Source organism: Micromonospora vulcania, from assembly GCF_042658605.1.
In the GTDB taxonomy this organism is placed as follows: domain Bacteria; phylum Actinomycetota; class Actinomycetes; order Mycobacteriales; family Micromonosporaceae; genus Micromonospora; species Micromonospora vulcania.
In genome coordinates this window covers 149,038-168,756 of record NZ_JBHSQS010000003.1, presented here as the reverse complement: position 1 = coordinate 168,756, position 19,719 = coordinate 149,038, and the positions used below count along the sequence as shown (strand labels likewise).

The 19,719-nt window shown below is 67.3% G+C and carries 7 protein-coding genes; 4 read left to right on the top strand and 3 right to left on the bottom strand.

The genetic code is table 11. The features are described 5' to 3' along the window. The first annotated feature begins 553 nt into the window (after positions 1 to 553). From ACFQGL_RS05650 to ACFQGL_RS05635, 4 genes are read left to right on the top strand one after another with little or no spacing between them, the layout of a single operon-like run. Entirely contained in the window at positions 554 to 2,101 is a 1,548-nt protein-coding gene (locus tag ACFQGL_RS05650; protein ID WP_377506396.1) for a DUF2397 family protein, read from the top strand. Then, on the top strand, positions 2,098 to 3,381 hold the full coding sequence (locus ACFQGL_RS05645) for a DUF2398 family protein (protein ID WP_377506393.1): 1,284 nt from the start codon (positions 2,098 to 2,100) through the stop codon (positions 3,379 to 3,381). Before ACFQGL_RS05650 ends, ACFQGL_RS05645 begins: the two co-directional genes overlap by 4 nt. Further along, positions 3,378 to 8,381: an SbcC/MukB-like Walker B domain-containing protein gene (locus ACFQGL_RS05640; RefSeq protein ID WP_377506391.1), complete on the top strand. Its 5,004-nt coding sequence runs from the start codon at positions 3,378 to 3,380 to the stop codon at positions 8,379 to 8,381. Before ACFQGL_RS05645 ends, ACFQGL_RS05640 begins: the two co-directional genes overlap by 4 nt. Next, entirely contained in the window at positions 8,371 to 9,585 is a 1,215-nt protein-coding gene (locus tag ACFQGL_RS05635) for a TIGR02679 domain-containing protein (RefSeq protein ID WP_377506388.1), read from the top strand. The genes ACFQGL_RS05640 and ACFQGL_RS05635 overlap by 11 nt, the downstream gene beginning before the upstream one ends. 82 nt (positions 9,586 to 9,667) lie before the next feature. Here ACFQGL_RS05635 and ACFQGL_RS05630 read toward each other — a convergent pair whose 3' ends face one another. The 3 genes from ACFQGL_RS05630 to ACFQGL_RS05620 form a co-directional block, all read right to left on the bottom strand. Then, entirely contained in the window at positions 9,668 to 10,129 is a 462-nt protein-coding gene (locus tag ACFQGL_RS05630) for a hypothetical protein (RefSeq protein ID WP_377506385.1), read from the bottom strand. Positions 10,130 to 10,844: 715 nt separating this feature from the next. Then, a complete protein-coding gene (locus tag ACFQGL_RS05625) occupies positions 10,845 to 17,135 on the bottom strand; it encodes a hypothetical protein (protein WP_377506382.1) in 6,291 nt (2,096 codons plus the stop codon). 127 nt (positions 17,136 to 17,262) lie between these two features. Beyond that, positions 17,263 to 19,719 carry a hypothetical protein gene (locus ACFQGL_RS05620; RefSeq protein ID WP_377506379.1) on the bottom strand — a complete coding sequence of 819 codons (2,457 nt, stop codon included), beginning with the start codon at positions 19,717 to 19,719 and terminating at the stop codon, positions 17,263 to 17,265.

Sequence of the window (19,719 nt, the reverse complement as noted above, 5' to 3'; positions counted from 1 at the left end):
CCCGGCTACCGCACGCCGCCCCCGCCCCTCGCCGCTGTGCGGCTGCGGTGCGGGTCGGCTTGTATCGAACACTGCCGCAGCGCTCACGAGAGGCCAGCCTCCAATCCCGGCGGGTCGGGTCAGCGCGAGCTGGTCCTCCCATGCCTTCGGTGGCATGTCCCCGTCGCTGATTGCGTCGAGGTCTCGGTGATCATGGAAAGCGTGAGCGCGCAGGGCGGGCTGGGGACGTTCAGTACATGCCCGGGTCAGGTGAGGTGGGCTTAGCCGTCGATGACCGTGAGGCGGTGCGTGAGTCGGTAGCTGCGTCCTTGATAGCAAGGTTCCTGCGGACAGGTTGGCCCAACCTGTCGATAGTTAGTTCGGGTGACGTTCGATGAGGACGGCCCAGTAGTGGTGGTCCGGCTGTCGGTTGCTGTTCCCGGGGCTGCGTTTCGGCCGCGATGACCGTAATCTTGCGGCGTCGGTCACTGGTGCGTCTCGGAGAGTAGCGAGGAAGTGTTGGTGAGTGCCGCGACGATGGCGCGGTAGGTAACGGTCGTCCGGGAGGAACTGCGTGCCGAATTCGCCACGGCTGTGGTGGCAGGACATCGATCCGGTCGTGTGGCGATGCTTCGGCCAACCCGAGGACTTGGCGCGCGAGCGCAACACGGCAGTGTTGGCAGCCTTGGAGGAGTTGGCGACACGTGCCCCGATGTCGACGCCGGCCGACATCGCCGCGCAGATGCGCGACGTCGGCTTCCGCGACCAGGTGACCGAATTTGAGCTGCGTATGGTGCTCGACTATCTGACGAGTGCGCATCTCGTCGAGCCATTCCGGGACTATGCGGCTCTCAACGCGGGTTTGGATGCGGTGGTCCGCCGGCAGGAGGCCTGGGCGTTGACCAAGATCGGCCGGGCCGTGGTGGCCGCGGTGCGCACGGCTGTCGTCGACTCGCGGCGGGCGTTGCAACTGCCGAGCCGTCTTCTCGACAGCGTCGAACGCACGGTCCGTGATCTGATCGAGCATCTTTCTTCCGACGCTGGGCTCCTGCCAACCGACCTGGATGACGTCCGGACGAGGCTGGACGAGATGCAGCGGGTCACCGCCGACTTCTACGCTGCGCTGGCGCAGATGGTGCAGTCCGATGTCACCGATGATCTGCTGTTCGGGGAGAACCGTGATCGTGTCATCGAGGCCCTGCGGCAGTTCCCGCGCGAGTATGGGCGAGCGCTCCGCCGGGTCGAGGCGGCCCTGACCGAATTGGAGTCGGCCGGGCACCGGCCGCTGGTCGAGACCGCCGCCATGCACGCCGGCCTGCTTGACGCCCGGGATCAGCAGGACTGGATCGACGAGCGGGTGCGTCGGCTGTCTGACCTGGCCGCCTGGTTCGCCCCTTTGGGTTCGGTGCAGCGACTGATCTCCTCGGCGGCCGGCGCCGTGCATACCCTCCTGGTGGCCATCGATCGACGCTACACAGCCCTGCGGCGCGGGTCGGATCTGGCCGCCGACTTCCGGGAACTCGCGTACAGCTTGTTCGCCCAGCCGGACGACGAGTCTGCCCGTCGGGTGTACGCGGCCGCGTTCGGCCAATGGCCTGCCGTGCATGCGGTCGTCGGGACGGCCGAAGAAGACGTCGCTCACGCCACCCTGGCAGCCGGTGGGACCAGTCGGCACCAGGTGGATGTGATCCTGCGCGAGCACGAACGCGTCGGTCGCTCCAGCGGCCGTCCCCGCAAGGTCCCGGACGCCGGTGCTGCCCGGGCTGCCGCTCTGGAGAAGGCCGCCGCCACTGCGGCGAATCGGCGGCGCTTCAGCGCGTTGCTGGCCACCGATGGCGAAGTGCCGCTGAGTTATTTCACCGGTCTGGAGACAGCGGCGTTGGTGATCTTGCTCGGAGCGATCGAAGTAGCGCGCAACATGATTGATGTCGCTACCGGATACGGCGAAGTCCATGCCGAGGGTGCCAGCGTGGTCGTCCGGGTCCGGTTGGGCCGCCCCGAGACCCACCTGCCGATCCGGTTTGCCGAAGGGACCCTGGTGGCGCCGGAGCTCATGATTACCGTGACCCCGACTGAAGCCGCCGAGGATCTGCAGGTCGTGATGACGGAGGGCGCTGCATGACCCAGCGGCTTCTCGACCCGGATCTCGCTGACGCGGCACGCCACCTGATCCTCACTTGCCGGATCTCTTCGGCCGATGATCCGGTTCGTTACCGGGCGGTGCTGCGCGGCCGGCGGGAGATCACCGACTTCTTCCGTACGGAATTAGGGTGGACCCTGCACATTCACGACGTTGGTGGGATGGTGCGCCTGCATAAGCGCCGTGACGATGTTCCCGGGGATCGCGGACCGCGGCTGCAGCGGCGCAGCGGACGAGGCGAGTTGGCTCCCGCTCAGGTGCTGGTGCTGGCCGCGCTGGTCTGTGAACAGCTGTGGCGGCGTCCGCGGATCAGCCTGCGCGAGCTGTTGCAGTCGGTTGCTCAGGTGTGCGCCGCCGAGGCGGCCACGGGTCGGCTACCGGCTTTCCGGATCGTGGCTGCGGACGGGGTCAGCAAGCGTGAAGCACAGGCCGCACGGGCGAACATTGTGGATGCGATAAAGCTGCTGCAGGTGGACGGGGAGATCGGCGTCGACGCGGACCTGGACCGGGCAGTGACGGACGAGAACGCGGAGGTGTTCATCACCGCTGACCGCGATAGCCTCGCCAACAAGTTCGCCTCGTTGTCGCCGACACTGTTGTCGTTGAGCGACCGGGCCCCCGGTCAGCACGTCGCCACGCTGACAGCGGTCTCGCTTCCGGACGCCGAGCCGGACGCCGTCGCGCAACGGCAGGCCAGCGTGGAGGGGCGCCGGCTGACCGCGCTGCGGCGAGTGGCGGACGACCCTGCCGCTGACCCGGAGGACGACCCGAACCCGGTCGGCTACCTCGCTACCTCGACCGGCCGGGAACGCGCGTTGAACATCGCCGCCGCGCTGGGGCTGGTCGCCAGCGTGCGCCGCGACTGGTGGGAGATCACCGACCCGACGGGCACCGCCTCTGACTCCGACTTCCCGCAGGGCCGCAAGACAGAGCGGCAGGGTGCGCTAGCCCTGCTGTCGCACCTGCCGCACCACGGCGCATCCGAGGTGACCGCCGATGAGATCACGACATTGTTCGAAGAGATCCGTCGAGACATGCCACGGTGGGCGGCCGGCTACGCCGAACAACTGCCCGTCCTAGCTCGAGCCGCTGCCGCGGAACTGGTCACCGCCGGCCTGCTCCGGGTCACCGGCGACGAAGACCGGTGGCAGATCACACCGGGCGTGCACCTGTGGCGCGTGCGGGCACGGCAAGGCCAGCCCGCTCGTCCGGGCCGACACCGCTCGGAAGCTGACTCGGACCCGAGGGAGGGGACGGCGTGACTCTCATCGCGCACCCGGGCCAACAGCGAACCGGAAGCCGCGACACCGCCGGCCCGATGTCGGATTGGAACGACGGACCGATCGCCGCCGACAGATGGCAGCCAACCCGAGCCGGTGCGGTGAACTCGTGGGCGTGGACCGACGAGACGCTCATGTTCGCCGACGGCTGGCTGGCGCTGGCCGGGCCGAACGGATCCGGTAAGTCCTTGACCGCCTCGATGCTGGTCACCGTACTGCTCGACGGCGAGGTGTCGCAGAAGGCGCTGTCGGTGTCTGGTGAGGCCGTCGGCACGCTGATCGACCGGCACACCGACCGCAACCCGAAGGAGGATCGCACCGGAGCGTGGTGGCTGGAGTACGGCTACCGCGATAGCAGCACCGGTGACGTTCGCTACCTGACGACCGGCCTGTGGCTGCGCTCGCAGAGCAGCGGATTGCAGAAGGCGTTTTTCATCATGCCGGGCCGTGTCGGCACCGACCTCTTCCTTGCCCAACAGCGGGATCCGGTACCGATTGAAGGGCTCGCCGAGCAGGTTGCCGCCGCGAGCGGCCGACTGTTCACCTCAACTGACCGTCTCACCTCGAAGGTCCGGGACTATGTGAACCTTGCCGAGGAGAACCAGTACCGCGACGCGATCCGCACGACGCTGTTCGCGCCGTTGGACTCGGTGCAGTTCGACGCTCTCGTCGGAGTGTTGCGCAGCCTGCGCAGCGTCCGCACCGCAGAGGCGATCTCCCCGAATCAGATGCGCGCGGTGCTGACCGAGGCGCTTCCGGCGCTGGATCCACGAGCGTTGCAGTTCATCGCCGACACCATGGAACGCATCGCCGACCTTGAGGCACAACTGAAGCAAGCCCGTGCCGAGATTCGGCAGCTGGAACAATCGGAGCAGCAGTACCAGCGCTACATCGACGCGATCATCGCCGAGGAGGCCGCCCGACTGGCGAATGCCCAGACGGTCTTCGACGACCACGCCCGTGAAGCGCGTACCGCCGAGCAGCAGTTGGCGGAGGCGCAGGCACAGGCGGCGCGGGTGCAGGCCCGGCGCGAGGAACTGCGCAGCGAGATCGCTGGTGTCCGCGGCCGGCTGCAAGCCGCCGAGGATGCGCTGCGTGACCATGCCGGCGCCGAGCTTCCGCATCTCGAAGAACGCCTGACTGATCTACGCAAGCAGCAATCCGAACTGGAAGCAGCCGGCTTGGACTTGCAGGAAGAGTCGCAATACGCCGCCCAGCAGGCGGTGGAGTCCGTGGATCAGTTCCGCAACAGTCAGCGCCATCTGACGGGGATCGGCTCACGGCTACGCGCGACAGCCGCCGATGTCGGGGCGCACGCATTCGTCGATCGGCTCGCCGAGGTCACCGAACAGGTCACGGCAGCCAACAGCCTCGACCAGGATCCGCCCAAGGTTGACCTCGCCCAGATCGCCGAAACACCCCGCGGCTGGATCGAGACGCGCACGACAACCCTCAACGGCATCGACACGGTCCTGCACGAACACGACATGGCACAGATCGAGCAACGAACCGAGGCCGGGCATCTTCGCACCGCCGAAGAGGCCCAGGATCGTGCCGCCGACCGTGCCGGCGATGCCCGCGCCGAACGTCGCGCCGCCGAACAGGACCTACTCGACGAATTGGACCGGTGGGAGGGCCGCCGGACCCAGCTTCCGTCCGTACCGGCGGACCTGACGACTGATGTCGAGGACCGAATCGACCCCGACCGGCTGATTACCTGGCTGCATGAGGCTGGGACCGCAACACGGGAACGGATCGCCCTGGCAGCCCGGGAACAGGACGTCGTGCACGGCACCCGCCTCGTGCACGTTGCCGAGGGCGCGGCACACCGGGCCGCACAGGCTCGGGATAGGGCCGAACAAATCGCCGATCAGGCCCAACGTGACCTGGAGGACGCGCAGGCCCAAGCCGACATCGACCGTACGGCCGTCGACGAACAGGCACGCCAAGCCCGGGCCAACCATGACGCCGCCGTGGACGCTGCCCACGCCATCACCGCCACAGCTGAGCAAGCTCTGGCGAACGGCCGAGCGAACGCCACCCTGGCAGCAACCGAGTGGAGCCGCCAGGTGGCTGGGTGGCGCGCCAGGCTCGTCCACCTCGACGGCCGTGCGGTGAACCTGCCCGACGATCCGGATGCCATCGATCTGCGGCAGCCGTTCCTCGATCTGGAACGGGCCCACTCGGCGGCTGTCAGCGCTCTGCAACGCGCGATCGCCGAGGCAGGGCGTGCGGTCGATGATGCGGGGCAACGAGTCACTGGGATCGAGGACGAGCTCGAACAGGCCCGGCAACAGCTGCCGGTGCCGCAAGCGCCGCCGTGGCGAGCACCACGCGATCGGGGCCGTGGCGTGCCGTTGTGGGCCGCCGTGGCTTTCGCCGAGCACATCAGCGCACAGCAGGCCGACCGTATCGAAGGTGCACTGCTGACCGCAGGCCTGCTCGACGCGCTGATCACCGGCGAGGGCCTGGTCGGCCACGGTGACCTGGTGCTCGCCGGTGACCGTCCCGCCGCCGGGCAGAGCCTCGCCGACATCCTCGTTGCGGAGAACGGCTCGGGCGCCGACCCGCAGCACGTCGAATGGCTGCTGCGGGCCGTCGCCATCGACCTGAACGGCAGCGACCTCAACATCGGACACCTGCGCACCGGCAACGTGATCGCGTCGGCTCCGCCAAACTACCGAGCCACGTTCATCGGTCGGGCCGCCCGCGAACGGGCGCGGCTCGCGCTCGTCGCCGAACTCGAACAGCGACTGGCCATTGCACGCCACGACCTTGAGGCTGAGAAGCAACGCGTTGAACAACTTGAAGCCGCTGTCCGCGCGTCCCGCCGGGAGCGGGATGACTTCCCTCCCGCCGACGTGGTTTTCGTGGCACGCGAGCAGGTCAGCCAACTGCAGCTCGGCGTCGCGAAGGCTCAGCAGCAAACCACGCAGGCACTGGCCACCGCTGCAGCGCAGCTCACCGGCCTGCTCGCCGAGCTCGACGCTGCCCGCAAGGCCATAGGCAGGACGGTGGAGACTGCACGCCGGCGACTTGAGGAGGCGGCCGGCGCACTAGGACGATCCCGGCAATCCGAGTCCGACGCCGGCGACGCCCTGACCACCGCGCGGGAGGAGCTGGCGGAAGCCACCGAGCGGCGGAACGAGGCCCAAACGGCTCAGCAAGTGTGCGCCGCCGAGGAACAGCGATTCCCCGACGTAGAGCAGCTGCGCCGCACCACCCGTGATGAGGACGCTGCCGAACGGGACGAGGCCGCTGCCCGCGCCTCGGTCGACGAGCATCGCCACCGGCATCGGCAAGCCAGCGGCCGCGTCCGCACGGCGCTGCGCGCACTGCATACCGCCGCAACGCTGCCCGACGGCGCCATCCTGCCGACCGACCGAGAAGTGCTACGACGGCACAGGGACTTGGTCGCTACCCTGCTGCAGCAGATCGAGGCCTGGCAGAGCGCCGGGCAGCGAACCCTCGACTTGCTTGCAACCGCCCAGCGTGAGCAGCGGACAGCGGACCGGGTCGCCGGCCGGTTCCAGAAAGCGGTCGCCGCCGCGGACCAGATCCGGCTCACCGCCGAGGAACTGGACGCCCGGATGGAGCAGACGCGAGCGCTGTACGGGGCGGAATACGCCGAGCTACGCCAGACGAAAGACCGGCTCGCCGACGAACTGACCGACAAACTGGCAGAGGTCGAGCAACGCGAGGCCGAGTTCCGCACGCACGACAATGCTGCGGTCGCCGCCACCACCACGCTCGACAAGATCGCGCCGCGTCGTCGAGAGGCCGACCAGCACCGCACCGACTGTTTCGATCGAATGTGCCTGCTGATCACTCACGGCTTCGCCGAAGTGCCGGAAACCCTGCCGCGTGATAGCGACAACCGGCCGGCCAACCTGACCGCCGCACTCACCTGGTCGCGTCAACTGCTCGCCGGCAAACCCACCACCAGCGCCCGGCTGGACACCTTGAGGATCGCTCGGGAACGGGTGCAGAAGCAGCTCGAGAGCACGATGCGGTCCGTCAACCAGGCCCTCGCAGAGTTCGATCAGCAGCTCGACAGCACCACCCTCGAGGGCACCGAGTGGCGGCGCATCACGCTCGCCGCACCCAACGCCGCCGTCGGCGAGGATCTGAGGCAAGCCGCCGAGACACTCCGCGCCACAGCCGAAGGCCTCGAACGAGATCTGCGCCAAGACGTCAAAGCGACTCTCAAGACGTCGATGTTCACCCAGCTGCGGCGTGACATCCAGACCCGCCGCGAGGCGGCAAGGGAACTTGTCCGACAGATCCGGGCCACCCTCGAGAACGTTCGAACCGGCGTGGCCCGCGTCGGCGTCCAGGTCGACTGGAAGGTCCGCGACGACGGCAACTCCCAGCAAATGGTCGCCCTGCTCAAAGCGCCGCCCTCCGACGAGGTCTTCGATCAGATGTACGAGATCCTGCGGGAACGGATGGAGGACGCCGGCGAGGAAACCTGGGCCGACCGAGTCGCTCACACCTTCGACTACCGCTCCTGGCACCACTGGGAGATCAGCGTCACGCACAGCAGCTTCGGCGCCGACCAGTTCAAGCCGGTAAACGCCCGGTCCAACCCGCTCAAAGGCCTATCCACCGGCGAATCCCGACTCGCGACGATGCTCCCGCTGCTGGCCGCCGCCTGGTCGATGTACTCCGGCGACACCTACCAGGGACCTCGCCTGCTGTCCATCGACGAGATCGACGCCGCTTTCGACGACCGCAACCTGCGCCAGATCCTCACCCTGCTGCGTACCTGGGATTTCGACGTCCTCGCGACCACACCCACGATCGCCCCGCTGATCAAACGCGAAGCTCAACACGTCGTCGTCCACGAAGTCATCACCGACGGCCGGCACCGCGTGACCGTCCCGTGGTTGTGGAAGGGCAGCGGGGAACCGACGCCCCTACCCCTCGCCGCACCTACCACAGACACGACCCCCGGCCGGACACTGAATGATGCCGGCTGACCTCACCTACCTGGCGGAAGACGTCGACCTGCATCCCCTGTGGCGCGCCGTCCACGGACGTCTCTGCGCGGGCACCCGCCCCGAGGCGATCAACACGGTTCGGGTCCTAGCGCTGAGCACAGCCGGTATCGCGCAACTGCGGACCTGGCTCGACACCTCCACACGCCGACGCCGCGGCACATCCGCCGTCACCGTGTCAGGCGATACCGCCACGGTCCCACTACGAGAACTCCTCGCCGCGCTCGACATCGATCGAGAAACGCTCATCGCACTGGTCGAGAAAGCAGTGGGGGAACCGGTCGTCGACCGTAGCGCCGCTACGCTGGCCGCGGCGGACCGCCGTGCGCAGCTGTGGCAGTTCGCGACCGGAGAGCTTCCCGACCTGCCGCAGCTCGTCGCCCGGATTCGGGGCACCGGCGTCGGCGAGGACGATACCGAGATCCGGCACAGCATCGCCGCGCTCTCCGCAGCCCTGCGACGCATTCCAGCCCGGCCACCGGTACCTCTGGCGAAGCTCGCCCACGACATCACCGGCGACCCACACTACTTCGACCTGACCACCCTCAGCGGCATCCGCCTCGTGGCCGCAATCGCCGAACGTGCCGGCCAAACCGAGCCGAATCGGCCGGATCTTGTACGCGCGCTGCTGGCCAGCGTCGGTGTCATCGCCGACCGGCTCTCCGCGACCGTCCTGCTCTTCAACGTCGAGGCTATCGGCGACGGACCGATCGACCGGCGACTGCGCGATTCACCGGCCCCTGTGGCGCTCACATTGCTCGACCTTTTACAACATCCGCCTGTTCTCGCACCGCAAACCCTGACGGTCGTGGAGAACCCGTCGGTCATGGAGATCGCCTTCACGGCCGAGGTGCGGCAACCGATCGCCTGCACCAGCGGCCAGTTACGTGCGATCGATCATGTGCTATTTCAACTCGCTGTCTCGCACGGCGTGCGCCTGCGCTATGCCGGCGACATCGACACCGCGGGCAGACAGATCGCGGCAGTCGTTGCATCGACCTATGGGGCCGAGTTAATCGCGATGGATGACGACACCGCCTCCGAAGCTCGACATCACCGGCCGGCTACACCTTGGCCTCGGCCGCGCGAAGGGGCGCCGCCCCAGGCGCTCGCTGCCGCAGCGGCCGCTGTCTACCAGGAGCATGACGTTCTCCTCGCGCGAATCCTCGGTGCGCACCGGCTCTGAACCCGCATGGTCCGGCATCCCGGGTCGGCAATGATCGTGCCGCCCTCGCTGTCTCTTGCGGGGCACCTCAGATGAGCCACGCCTACCCGCCAGATTTCGCTACCACAAGGTCAGCGCCGGGTCCGCCACAGCAGCCGATGTGAGCGACCCACCCGAAGATCGTCGGCGTCTGCTCCTGGTAAGCGGCGTTGTAGCGGTGACGACCTTCGAGTAGGTGGTAAGCGCCTGCATATCGAGGGTCACTGAACTGCTCGAATCGAGGCCCGCCGGGTACATGAACCAGGACGATCGCCGGCAGCCGAACCCCAGCCCGGATCGCACGGCGGAGGTTTTCAATCTTGGCGATCCCCTCAGCGTCATCGGGGTCATCGTGGAGCTGCCATTTCTCGATTGCGACAACGGGGACGTGCTCTTTACGAAAGCAGCGCAACTCGTCGCTGGCATCAAAGGTCCCGTCGAGATTTTCCACCGTCGAGTCGTGATGGTGGTCAGGCACCTCGGCGTTCAGCGCATCCAAGCTCCACCACGCGGCGATCATTCCCATGCTGACACAGAGTACGGGCAGCAACGGGACGGGACTCGCGACGCGGCAACCACGCACTGCGCGGTGAGCGTTCAGGTTGACACAACGCGTACAGCGTCCTAGGAAGAAGGCCTTCGAAGGTCGTCTGCCAAGGGTGCCGGCCGGCAACGGGTACGGGTACGGGTACGGCCCACATTCCCGTTCCCCGGCACCGGCACCTGAATGCCAGTTGCAGGTCGGCCATGACGGGGCCCAGCCTGGTGTCTCGCCAGGCGACGACCTGGCGCGAAGCTAACATGACACGCGTAGGTTTCGATGTTCTCGAACAGTGAGTCGGGTGAGCGCAGCAGAGTTGATCAATCAGCTTCTTCGAGCCACCACTCACCCACAGTTCATTTGACACGGGCCTTGTTCCTCGGCCGCCGCTCGACCTGCGCCACGTCGTCGCGACCTGCCCGTCGTGTGGCAGGGACCCGGACCGACAGCAACTGAACCGTCCGGTGAACGAACCCATCCCTATGGGGCTGGCCGATCGTCGGACGATCACTCGACGCGGTACAGCAAAGGCCTCCGGCGACGATCACGCCGCTGGCACTACTGCCATCGCCCACGTCGACACATCTCATAGGACGACGTCATCGACGCGATGAGCGTCCACTACTGCGGTATATCTGGACTCGTGGCGAGCCCGGCAGCAGTTTTGCTACCGGGCTCACCATGCTGCCGATCTAAGGGGTCACTGTCCTCGGATGGTCTTCCACGCCGCTGCGAATACCGGCTCGAGCTCCAACTTCCCGTCGCTGGACCGTTCTTCGACGACGTCTAGGTATCGCAACATGGCCACCGACCGGGCGCCTCCGCAGTGGGTCACCTCGAACAGCGCGGTCAGATCCTCGGGGGTCATCGGTTCGTTGAACCCCAGCATCTCGTTGAAGGCGGTGACCAGGGTCGCGTTGTCGGCGATTCCGACCTCCTCGATGAGCTTCACCGCGAGTTCGCCACTGGCCAGTTTCGCGCTGATGGTCTCGCATACCCGACGTGCGCTGCGACCGGACGCGGGGTGTTGGACGGCCTCGTCGAGCAGGATCCTCCAGCCTCCGGTAGCCTCCATCAACATCCTCTGGCTGGCGTCGTCGCTGAAGGAGGCGACCTTATCGGTTTCGGACGCCACCCAAGAACGAAGACCGGCCGGTGACAGGCGACGCATCACAATGATCTGGTCGGTAAACTCGCTGAGGTCCGGCGCGCCCGGTTGGATGAATAGGTCGCTGGTGCTCGCATCCACAACGGCAACCACGGACCGGGTGACGCCGGCGTTCGGCAGCATCTCCTGCTCGTTCACCAGCGACCCGATCGCATTTTCCAGCCGCGTACCGGACAGTTTCGACAACACCACCCGGTGCTTGTCTCCGGCCGTGCCACCGACCAGTTCCCTCCTGTACGACGACGGACCTGACGCACCGTGAAGGGTGAAGCGGGCCCCGGTCCGGGACGCCTCCTCCTTCAGCAGCGTCTCCACTCGGTCGATGCCGGTAGCCGGGGTGCCCACGACAACCAGCAGCCGATTGCCCCGTTCGATCAGTGTGGCGAGCTGTCTCTCCGTCAGCGGCGAGATCGACCCATCTTTCAGAGTGCGGCGCGCCTGCTCGGCCGACAGGTGGGTGACCGACGCGCTCCAGTCCTGCTCGCACAGCTCGTCTTCGATCGTCTCCTTGGTTCCCAAGAGCCGCAGCACGTTGCTCGACCGCAGCCGCCACTGTCCACCCTTCTCAGCGAGAACGCCCAGCCCGCTCATCTCCGACAGCAGCGAGCGGAACTCATCCGGGCGTAGTCGCGAGAAGCCTTCCGGCCACCAGTCCTGACATTCGTCGCGCAGCATGTTCGTGTCGATCGCATGGTCGGCACCGTTGGCAAGCGCGTCGAGCGCAACGACGAGGGCGATCAACTTGTACCGCGAGTCGAGGTTGAGGGTGAGCTGAACCGTCTCGCGGACCTTCTGCTTCACGGTGTCGGAGCCGAAGACCCGCTCAAGGTCCTCGTCCCGGATTAGGTAGTTCGGGCCCTCAGCGCCACGGCGGCTCAGGGACTCGCGCACCAAGGCCTCACCGACGAGCTGCAGCAGCTTCGGCTGGTAGTTGCAGTAGGCCAGTACCCGGTGCACGAGCTCGTCGGCCTCGATCGTAATCCCGAGGGTCTCCATCGGAGTGAACATCAGCCGGTACGCCGGGTCCGGCGCCAACGGCCCGATCGCGATCGGGTCACCAAAGTGCGCGCCAGCAAGAGGCTGGTTAGGCAAGTGTGCGAAACGTTGCACCTGGTGCAGGCCAGCGAACACAGGCTTGAACCGCCGATTGGAGGTGTTCATCAAGTCCCGCAGCCGGGTCGTGTGCCGGAACCCTGCCTTGGCGTCGGCGTCGAAGAACCCGTCGCACTCGTCGAGCAGCAACAGCAGCCGACGGTTCGGGTTTGCGTCCAACCACGCGTTCACGGCGGTCTCGACGAACTGGGCGCCGTCGCGGGGTCGACGTCGGGGCGGAACGATGTCGCGCTGGTTGAGCTTGTCGGCAAGCATGCTCCACAGGTCGTCGACCTGGTCGGTTGAGCCGAACCCTCCCGGTAGCGACAGGTACACCGCGACCCGTTCGGGTACGAGTTCGAACTGTCGTGCAGCGGCCAGCAACAGCGCCGACTTACCCAGCTGGCGGCCGCCATAGATGAGGCTGGAGCCGAACGGCTCGATCACCCGCTGCAGCTCGTTGGTCCGGCCGAAGAACATCTCCTGGGGAACGTTGCCGATCGCGTGCGGGTGGTACGGGTTCGTCGCCGCGAACGGCAGCAGGATCCGTTCCGTGGTCGGGAACTGGCCGCCGCCGGTCGTCGCCAGGTAGGCGATCGCCGTGTCGTCGAGGACCATGATCGGCCGGTCGGCTCGCTCGGCGCACGCCTTCGCCAGCATGTTGCGCTGGTCGAGCGTCATCGTGCCGAACATAGCGACCAGGATCGGGTCCGTGCTCGGATCCTGCGCAATCCAGGTCAGCAGCGTCTGGGCGTCCTGGACACCCCAGCACATCATCATCTTCAACCGGTCATCGGTTAGCGTGCCGAACGCGGGCACCACAGCCCGCGGCATCCGTTTGAACCCGGTCAGCTCAATCCATTTGCGGTTCGGCGCGATCGTCAGCTTGTACGGCTGACGCTCGCCGGTGAACTCTATGCCGGCCAGCCGCAGCGCCGACGCGAACACCGACTTCATCCGCATGGTCCGCTGGTGGCGGTTCGTCTTCATCTCCAGCCAGTGCTTCAGCCCGTCGTGAGCGGCGGTGCGAGCGGCGTCGGACAGGCGGCTGAAGTCCAGGCCGCTGGCGGTGGTGCCGTCCTGCGCGGCCCGGAGGAGTTCGCCGTCGACGCCACCGCGAAACGTTTTCGCGACGGTCATAAACTCCGCTAGGTGCCCGGACGCCGCTGCAGTTGGGGGCACCTCACCGGCGAGGGCGCTGAGGAGGTATTCCTCGGCGGTGGCAAGGTCGCCGGTGTCTATGCAGGCAGTGATCGTCTCGGCCGCGGTGTCGGCTACCCGGCCGGCTGCCGCATTGAGTTCCTGCTGGGCACGCATCCTCAGCGCCTGCTTCGCCTGCTCGGCGTAAGTAGGCAGGTCCTCGGAGATCCCGTCGAGTTGACGGCGGACAGCACCAAGGTCCTGCCTGTCAACCCGGGCGGCCTCCAGTTGCGCGATCACCTGTGCGTACTCGGTGGAGCCGAGCTGGCCCAGCCGTGCAGCCTTGTCCACGCGTGCCGACACCACCGCCCGCCATGTCTTCAGCTCTGTGCGGGACCGGGTGATGTTCTGCTCGAGCCGGGCGGACATCGCCTCGGCCTGCCCCTCGTCGGTTTCGGGGACTGCGTCGACGATGGTCCGCGCGGCGACATAATCCTCGTTGGCGAGGCGACCGTCGAAGGCCACAGTCCAGCTGGTCGTGGCGGCGGTCGCGATGTGCTCTATGGTGATCTGGTCGAGAGGGTGGAGCTTGTCATCCATCCGCAATGAAGGGCTGCGCAGCAGTTCCCGGTTGAGGACCGTGGCCGGGTCTGGTTCGGTGCCGGTGAGACTGCTGCCGTCCAGCAGCTGGACGCTTCGTGTGAGGCTTGCCAGGCAGGCGTCCGCGGCGGCGGCCAGCACCACGTTCGCGTTGGTGTCGGCCAGCATCTGTAGCTCTTCATGCGCGGCGGCGAACTCGCGGTGGACCGCCGCGCGCAGCTCGGCCAGCACGGTCGGTACCGGTGTGTTGGACTGCTCCGGGCCCGGGTCCGTCCGGACAGCGTCGACCCAGTTGCCGACCGCATCAAGGGACTCCATTGCGTGGTCGAGCAGCCGGCGCCGGGCCGGGCCTTCCAGTGGCCGTCCGCTGGTGCCACGCAGCTTGGCGTCTTCTCGTCCGAGTTCCTGTGCAAGCTGGTCTCGTTTGAGGAGCTTGCGTAGGGCTTCGGCGACGGTATCAACCTCGGCTCGGCGATCGTTAGCGGCGATGTCGAGCAGCGATCCGATCAGGCCGAACGACGACCACCAGCTTTCGACGACCTGGTTGGCTCGGGCGAACCGGATCGTGCGCGGCTTGGTGCGTTCCCGGGCGGCCTGCGCGGCGGCGGTCGCGATGTCGTTGTCAGCACCCGCGATCGGCGCGAGCGCCTTCAGTAGGGCGCTGTTGGACAGCAGTCCTTGTGCGGATGCGACGCCGATCGCGCTGGCGAGCTTGCTAGTAGCGGGCAACTCGTGCAGGTTCGCGACCACGTCTTTGACGATTTCTCCGGCGGACGGGTCGGCGATGACCAGCGCGGCACGGACCGCCCCGGCCAGTAGTGCCAGTTGCGCCGGACGGTTGCCGTCCAGGTGGTGCACGCGCAGGTCTCCGATGGCTGTGCGCAGCGCCACCGCCGTCGGGCCGGTCTCGCTGCGGACCGCCTCAGCGAAAGTGAGGACCCGCAGCGCCTGCGCGTGAGGGCCCCGTCCGGCTGCGGTCGCCGCGTGGTAGGCCAGGCAGTACTGGCGGTGGCGCAGCAGCGACGCGATCAGCTCGCCGGCGGCCGGATCCTGACCCCTGGTGACCTGCTGAGTGGGGTGACCGTCGACGGCGTCCGTTGGGACGACAACGCCAACTCTGGGTTCGTCATCGGTGGTGTCGAGGCCGTCAACGTCGTCGGGTAGATCATCGGAATCCGGCGAGGCGTGGATGCTGTCGGTGACAACTCGCCGCACACTGGTAGCGGCCGGGTCGGCGGGTTCGACTCCGACGGCGTCACGGGGGGCCGGCCGGCCGGGCTCAGACGCGTGGTCGCCGGCCGTCTGCTGGTCGTCCTCCCCGCGCGGTGCCGCGTCCTCGGCGGGTGACACGCTAGTCGCCTGAGCCAGCGCGATTTCGTCGTGTCCTGCGGTTGGCGTGGGCCCGTCGTCGGGTGCTTTGTCCGGTGCGGGTTCGGCCGTCTCCGATCCGTGTGCGTCGGGAGCCTCCAGGGCGTCGAGCCACGCGTCTAGCGGAAAGGGTTCCAGGTCGGCATCGCTGGCTTCGACGAGTTCAGGAGCGTTGGCCACCACAGTGAGCTGCTGCATGAGGGCGATCGCCACGACCGGTGTCAGCGCTGACGGGAGATGTTGGTGGGCGATCGTGTAGTACTGCATCGCCGCAGTGGAGTCGCCGTCGGCGGCCGCGTCGATAAGCCGCAGCAGGGCCGTCAGCGCAGTCACATGATTGCGGCTAATGTCATCCCGTCGGGTCGTCTGCGTCAAATCCCACGCCAGCTCGCGGACCTCTGCGATGACAGCACGGGACGTCTCGGGTCCCTTAAGCGTCGTCAGACGTCGCAGCTGGTCACGTGTCTCCTGGTCTTCCTGTGCCGCCTCGGCCGCTACCTTCAAAGTCCGGATGAGCGCACCGCAGTCTGCCGCCATGGCCGGATCAGCGCTGGCGTCGAACAGCCCACCCTCGCCGGAAACGGGATACAGCGCGTATTCGGTCTCCGCCCGTTCGATGAGCTGCTGCGCGCGTTCGACGGCGCGGTACAACGCGGGGATGGGTTCAATGATGCTGGCCCTGGGTAGCCAGCCGGCCGCTATGCACTGGTTGAGCTGGTGCACCGCTCCGCGGGTGATATCCAACGCCAGCGCGAGTTCGTCGGCGGCCGTGGTGAGTGTTGCCGCGTCCGGCGGCCCCTCGTGGGAGGACTGACCCGTGGCTACCTCGCCCACCCCTGGGGGTTCCGGGTCCGCTCCCGTTCGAGTATCCGCAGAGTCACCATCCTGGCGCATTTGCGGGATGACGGGGTGTTCTACGCCGCTGGTCGTGGTCGCGTCCATCCCCAATGTTGCCCAGTCTGGATCCTGGTCGTCGTCCTGGTCGAGCCACACCGCCTCCAATCGCGCGCAGGCGTCCACGGCACCGTCAACCACATCGACCGGCCAGCTGGGGAGCGCCAGGCCACCAGTGAGAGCGCATCGGAGGGCAGCGACCGCTTCCGGCGCGCCGTACCAGTGTGTGACAACCATCAGTCGGACAGCGTTTGTCTGTGCGGGGTCTTCCGTCAAAGCCCTGCGCAGGGCCTCGTTGTCGAGGTCGTCCACCCAACGCATCAGGTGCGCCCACAATCCCCGCACCACGGAGGTGGTGATGTAGCGGGCGTCACGCAGCCGTTGATCAGGTGGGCAACTACGCAGACGTGACAACCCCATCGCTGCCGCGGCTGGCGCGAGACGCCGCGCGGATGGAACACGGTGTCTGCGTAGAAAGTTCGTACGACCGGGGTTGGGTTGACGCCACACCAGGTCGGTGAACTCTTCCGGGGTGAGAACCTCTAGCGCGTTGTCGACAGGGTCGCCGAGGCGCTCCAGCTGTCCGGCGAGGTGAGCCTTCGCGGCGTGCAGCTCCCGCGCCAACGGATCGGTCTCGCTGGCTGCCAGCCGCGTGAACTCCTCCGCGTCGCAGACAAGTGGATGATGATGAGGGTGGTCGTGGCGCGGGCGTCGGGGACGGCTGGTCATCTGGGGGTGGATCTCCTATTCGAAGGTCGACGTAAAGAACGGACGGGGCCGGATCGACCGGTAGCTACGGATTTTCCGACAGAGCAGGCACAGACAAGGACGAGCGTGATGCGTGGCCCATGTCGTGTCACGTCAGCCTCAACCAGGATGACCCGGGTTCACTCCCCCGGGTGTGGCCTCTGACGAAGGTGTAGCCGGTTGGAAGTCGGGTGTCGGCTTTCGGGCCGCGCACCTTTCTGACGAACTCGGCGTACGCGGACCGTGCTTCGTCGCTGGCCTGGTATCCGCCCGGCAGAGCGCGTGTGCCTGGTGGAACCCAGTGCTCGTGAACCTTGCCCCGCAGAGCCACGCGGCGCTGCTGATCAGTGTGCCCCTGTGCCTGCCGGCGGGCCGCGTCGTTGGGCCACCATACGAACGTGTCCGGGCCGCCGCTGCCTGGCTTGTCGGGACGTCCCTGGTTTGGTTCGCAGGTGAGCTTGCCCGCGTCCACCAGTCGATCGCAGGTGTAGATCACCTGCCACATCAGGGCCGGGTTGGACAAGTCCGGACCGAACAAGGCGGTGAAGAGTTGCGGGCCGGTCAGGCGACGCGCGCCGAACGATCCGGCGGCACCATGTCGGCGCAGCGCGGTGACGATAAGCTTGCGTAGTGGACCGATGCCCTGGTGGCGGGCGGGCACATTCGGGTTCGCCGCCCTAGGGACTGTTTGCTCCGGTGTCTGCGGGCCAACATCTGGGAGGTCGATGCCGAGTGCGGCGGCAAGGATCTTGACGTCAGCCGCCCACCGGAAGGCCGCACCGTAGAGCAGCGGCTTGGTGAGCAGTGTCGTGGCCGCTGACAGCCTTCGGGCGCCGCGGGCGACCGCGACGGTAACCTTGATCCCCGGGTAGAACGACAGCGGCCAGGCAAACCCCGACAGCTCGCCGTCTGACCGCTCTACCTGCTGGATTCGCTCATCGTCGTCGAGGTTGTCGCCATCGTGGTGCAGTTCGATGACGAGGGTACCGTCGGCAAGCAGGTCGTCGACGTGGTCCGGTAGCGGCAGCGCGTCACCGTCGAGGTGGGCCGGTCGTAACGCAACGGTGTAGACAACGAGGCTGTCGTGGAGGTGTTCAACGACAATCGCGTCCTCGACGGCATCGTCGGCCGATCCGTCGGGCAAGTCGATATCGGCAGCGTCCGGGTCCGCGTCGTCCGGTCGGGTTTCCTGCCGTACCTGGTCTCCGCCGGTCGGGGTGTCCTCACCTGTGTCGCGACCCTTACCATCTGCGGCGGCGTCCGTGTCGGCCCCGTCCGGCCTACCGGCTGTCCCGTCGTCCGGCTGCCGGTCTGAGAGGTCCCGATCCGGCGGGGTGTCGCTAGCGAAGCTGCTGCTGGGTAGCGACTCGTGGTAGCCGAGCGCGAGAGGTCGCAGCGGGTCAACGCCACGCACGTCGGTCTGGACCGGTTCCGGCTGGGCGAGCCAGACCCCTGCAGCTTGCCACCGGTCGTCGATACGTAAATGGACACCGTCGACGAGCAGACCGTCGACGGCGGAGGTGGCGACGTCGGCTATGGCGAGATTAACGTGCGCAACCGCCTCGGCTGCGGCAGTGAGTTCGAGCGGGTCGACGTCGACCTGCTCAGGGTCTGTCACCTTTGCCGAGTCGACCCAGCCGGCCAGCAGCGGCCACACTCCGGTGAACCGGGGCTCAAGCGTGGCCCGGGTAGCGGCGTGAGCGACGTCGTCAAGGTCTGCCCCACCAAGTAGGCCCGGACGGTCGCGGCGGCGCTCGTACCGTTCGGCGGGGGTAGCGTACGCGCCCCAGCGACGCAGATGCGGTGTTTGGTCCAGCAGTTTGTCGATGGTGTCGAGCGCGGTCTGCAGCGCCATGGCGAGAGTGTCGTCGTCGTGTGGGTCGATCAGTAGCCCGCCGAGCGGTCCACCGACCAACAGCGGTTTCCCGGCGGTAAGTAGATGGTGGGCGTACAGGGCGGTGTCGTCCAGGTCGGCGACCTTCGGGTTGGGGTAGCAGACCTTCCCGGTCAGGTGGCCGCGGTCGTCGAGGAGCACGCCGCGTTGGCGCAGTCGGCGGAGTTCGACGCGTTCCCGTGCTGTCAGTGGCGCACCGAATGCCTCAGGGTCGAGGATCACGCGTTCCGGCCGGCAGCCCATGGCGTCGAGGGTGGCCGGTGCTCCCGACAGGTGCGCGGGAACCCACCCGTCGGAATGGGTCTCGTCGTGGGCGCCGAACCGGGCGACGACTTCGGCCCACAGCGACTGCTGGCCCCGTTCGATACGTACGAACGTGCCGACGGGCAGCACGGGCAGGGCCACGGTGCCGGTATCCAGCCGAACGAACAGCTCAGGGTCGAGCACCGCGGCCTGGTAGCCCCGAGTCTGCGGGTCAAAACCGAAGTGCAGCGCGTTGAACGCCGTGGTGGTGTGCAGCGGCGCCCGGCGGACGTGGGCCACCTGCTCGAGATAGGTGATGACGGCCGCCCGCGAGGCTTCGGGTATGTCGTCGACGCCGTGCAGCAGGTCGTCGGTGAACATTGGCTCGTCGTGAAACGGCCGCCATGTGGGTGTTGCGGTCACAATCAT

What these genes read in the sequence shown, in the direction of transcription:
- ACFQGL_RS05645 (WP_377506393.1), top strand. Translation starts at nt 2,098, where the DNA reads ATGACCCAGCGGCTTCTCGACCCGGATCTCGCTGACGCGGCACGCCAC.
- ACFQGL_RS05635 (WP_377506388.1), top strand. Translation starts at nt 8,371, where the DNA reads ATGCCGGCTGACCTCACCTACCTGGCGGAAGACGTCGACCTGCATCCC.
- ACFQGL_RS05630 (WP_377506385.1), bottom strand. Translation starts at nt 10,129, where the DNA reads ATGGGAATGATCGCCGCGTGGTGGAGCTTGGATGCGCTGAACGCCGAG.
- ACFQGL_RS05625 (WP_377506382.1), bottom strand. Translation starts at nt 17,135, where the DNA reads ATGACCAGCCGTCCCCGACGCCCGCGCCACGACCACCCTCATCATCAT.
- ACFQGL_RS05620 (WP_377506379.1), bottom strand. Translation starts at nt 19,719, where the DNA reads ATGATTGTGACCGCAACACCCACATGGCGGCCGTTTCACGACGAGCCA.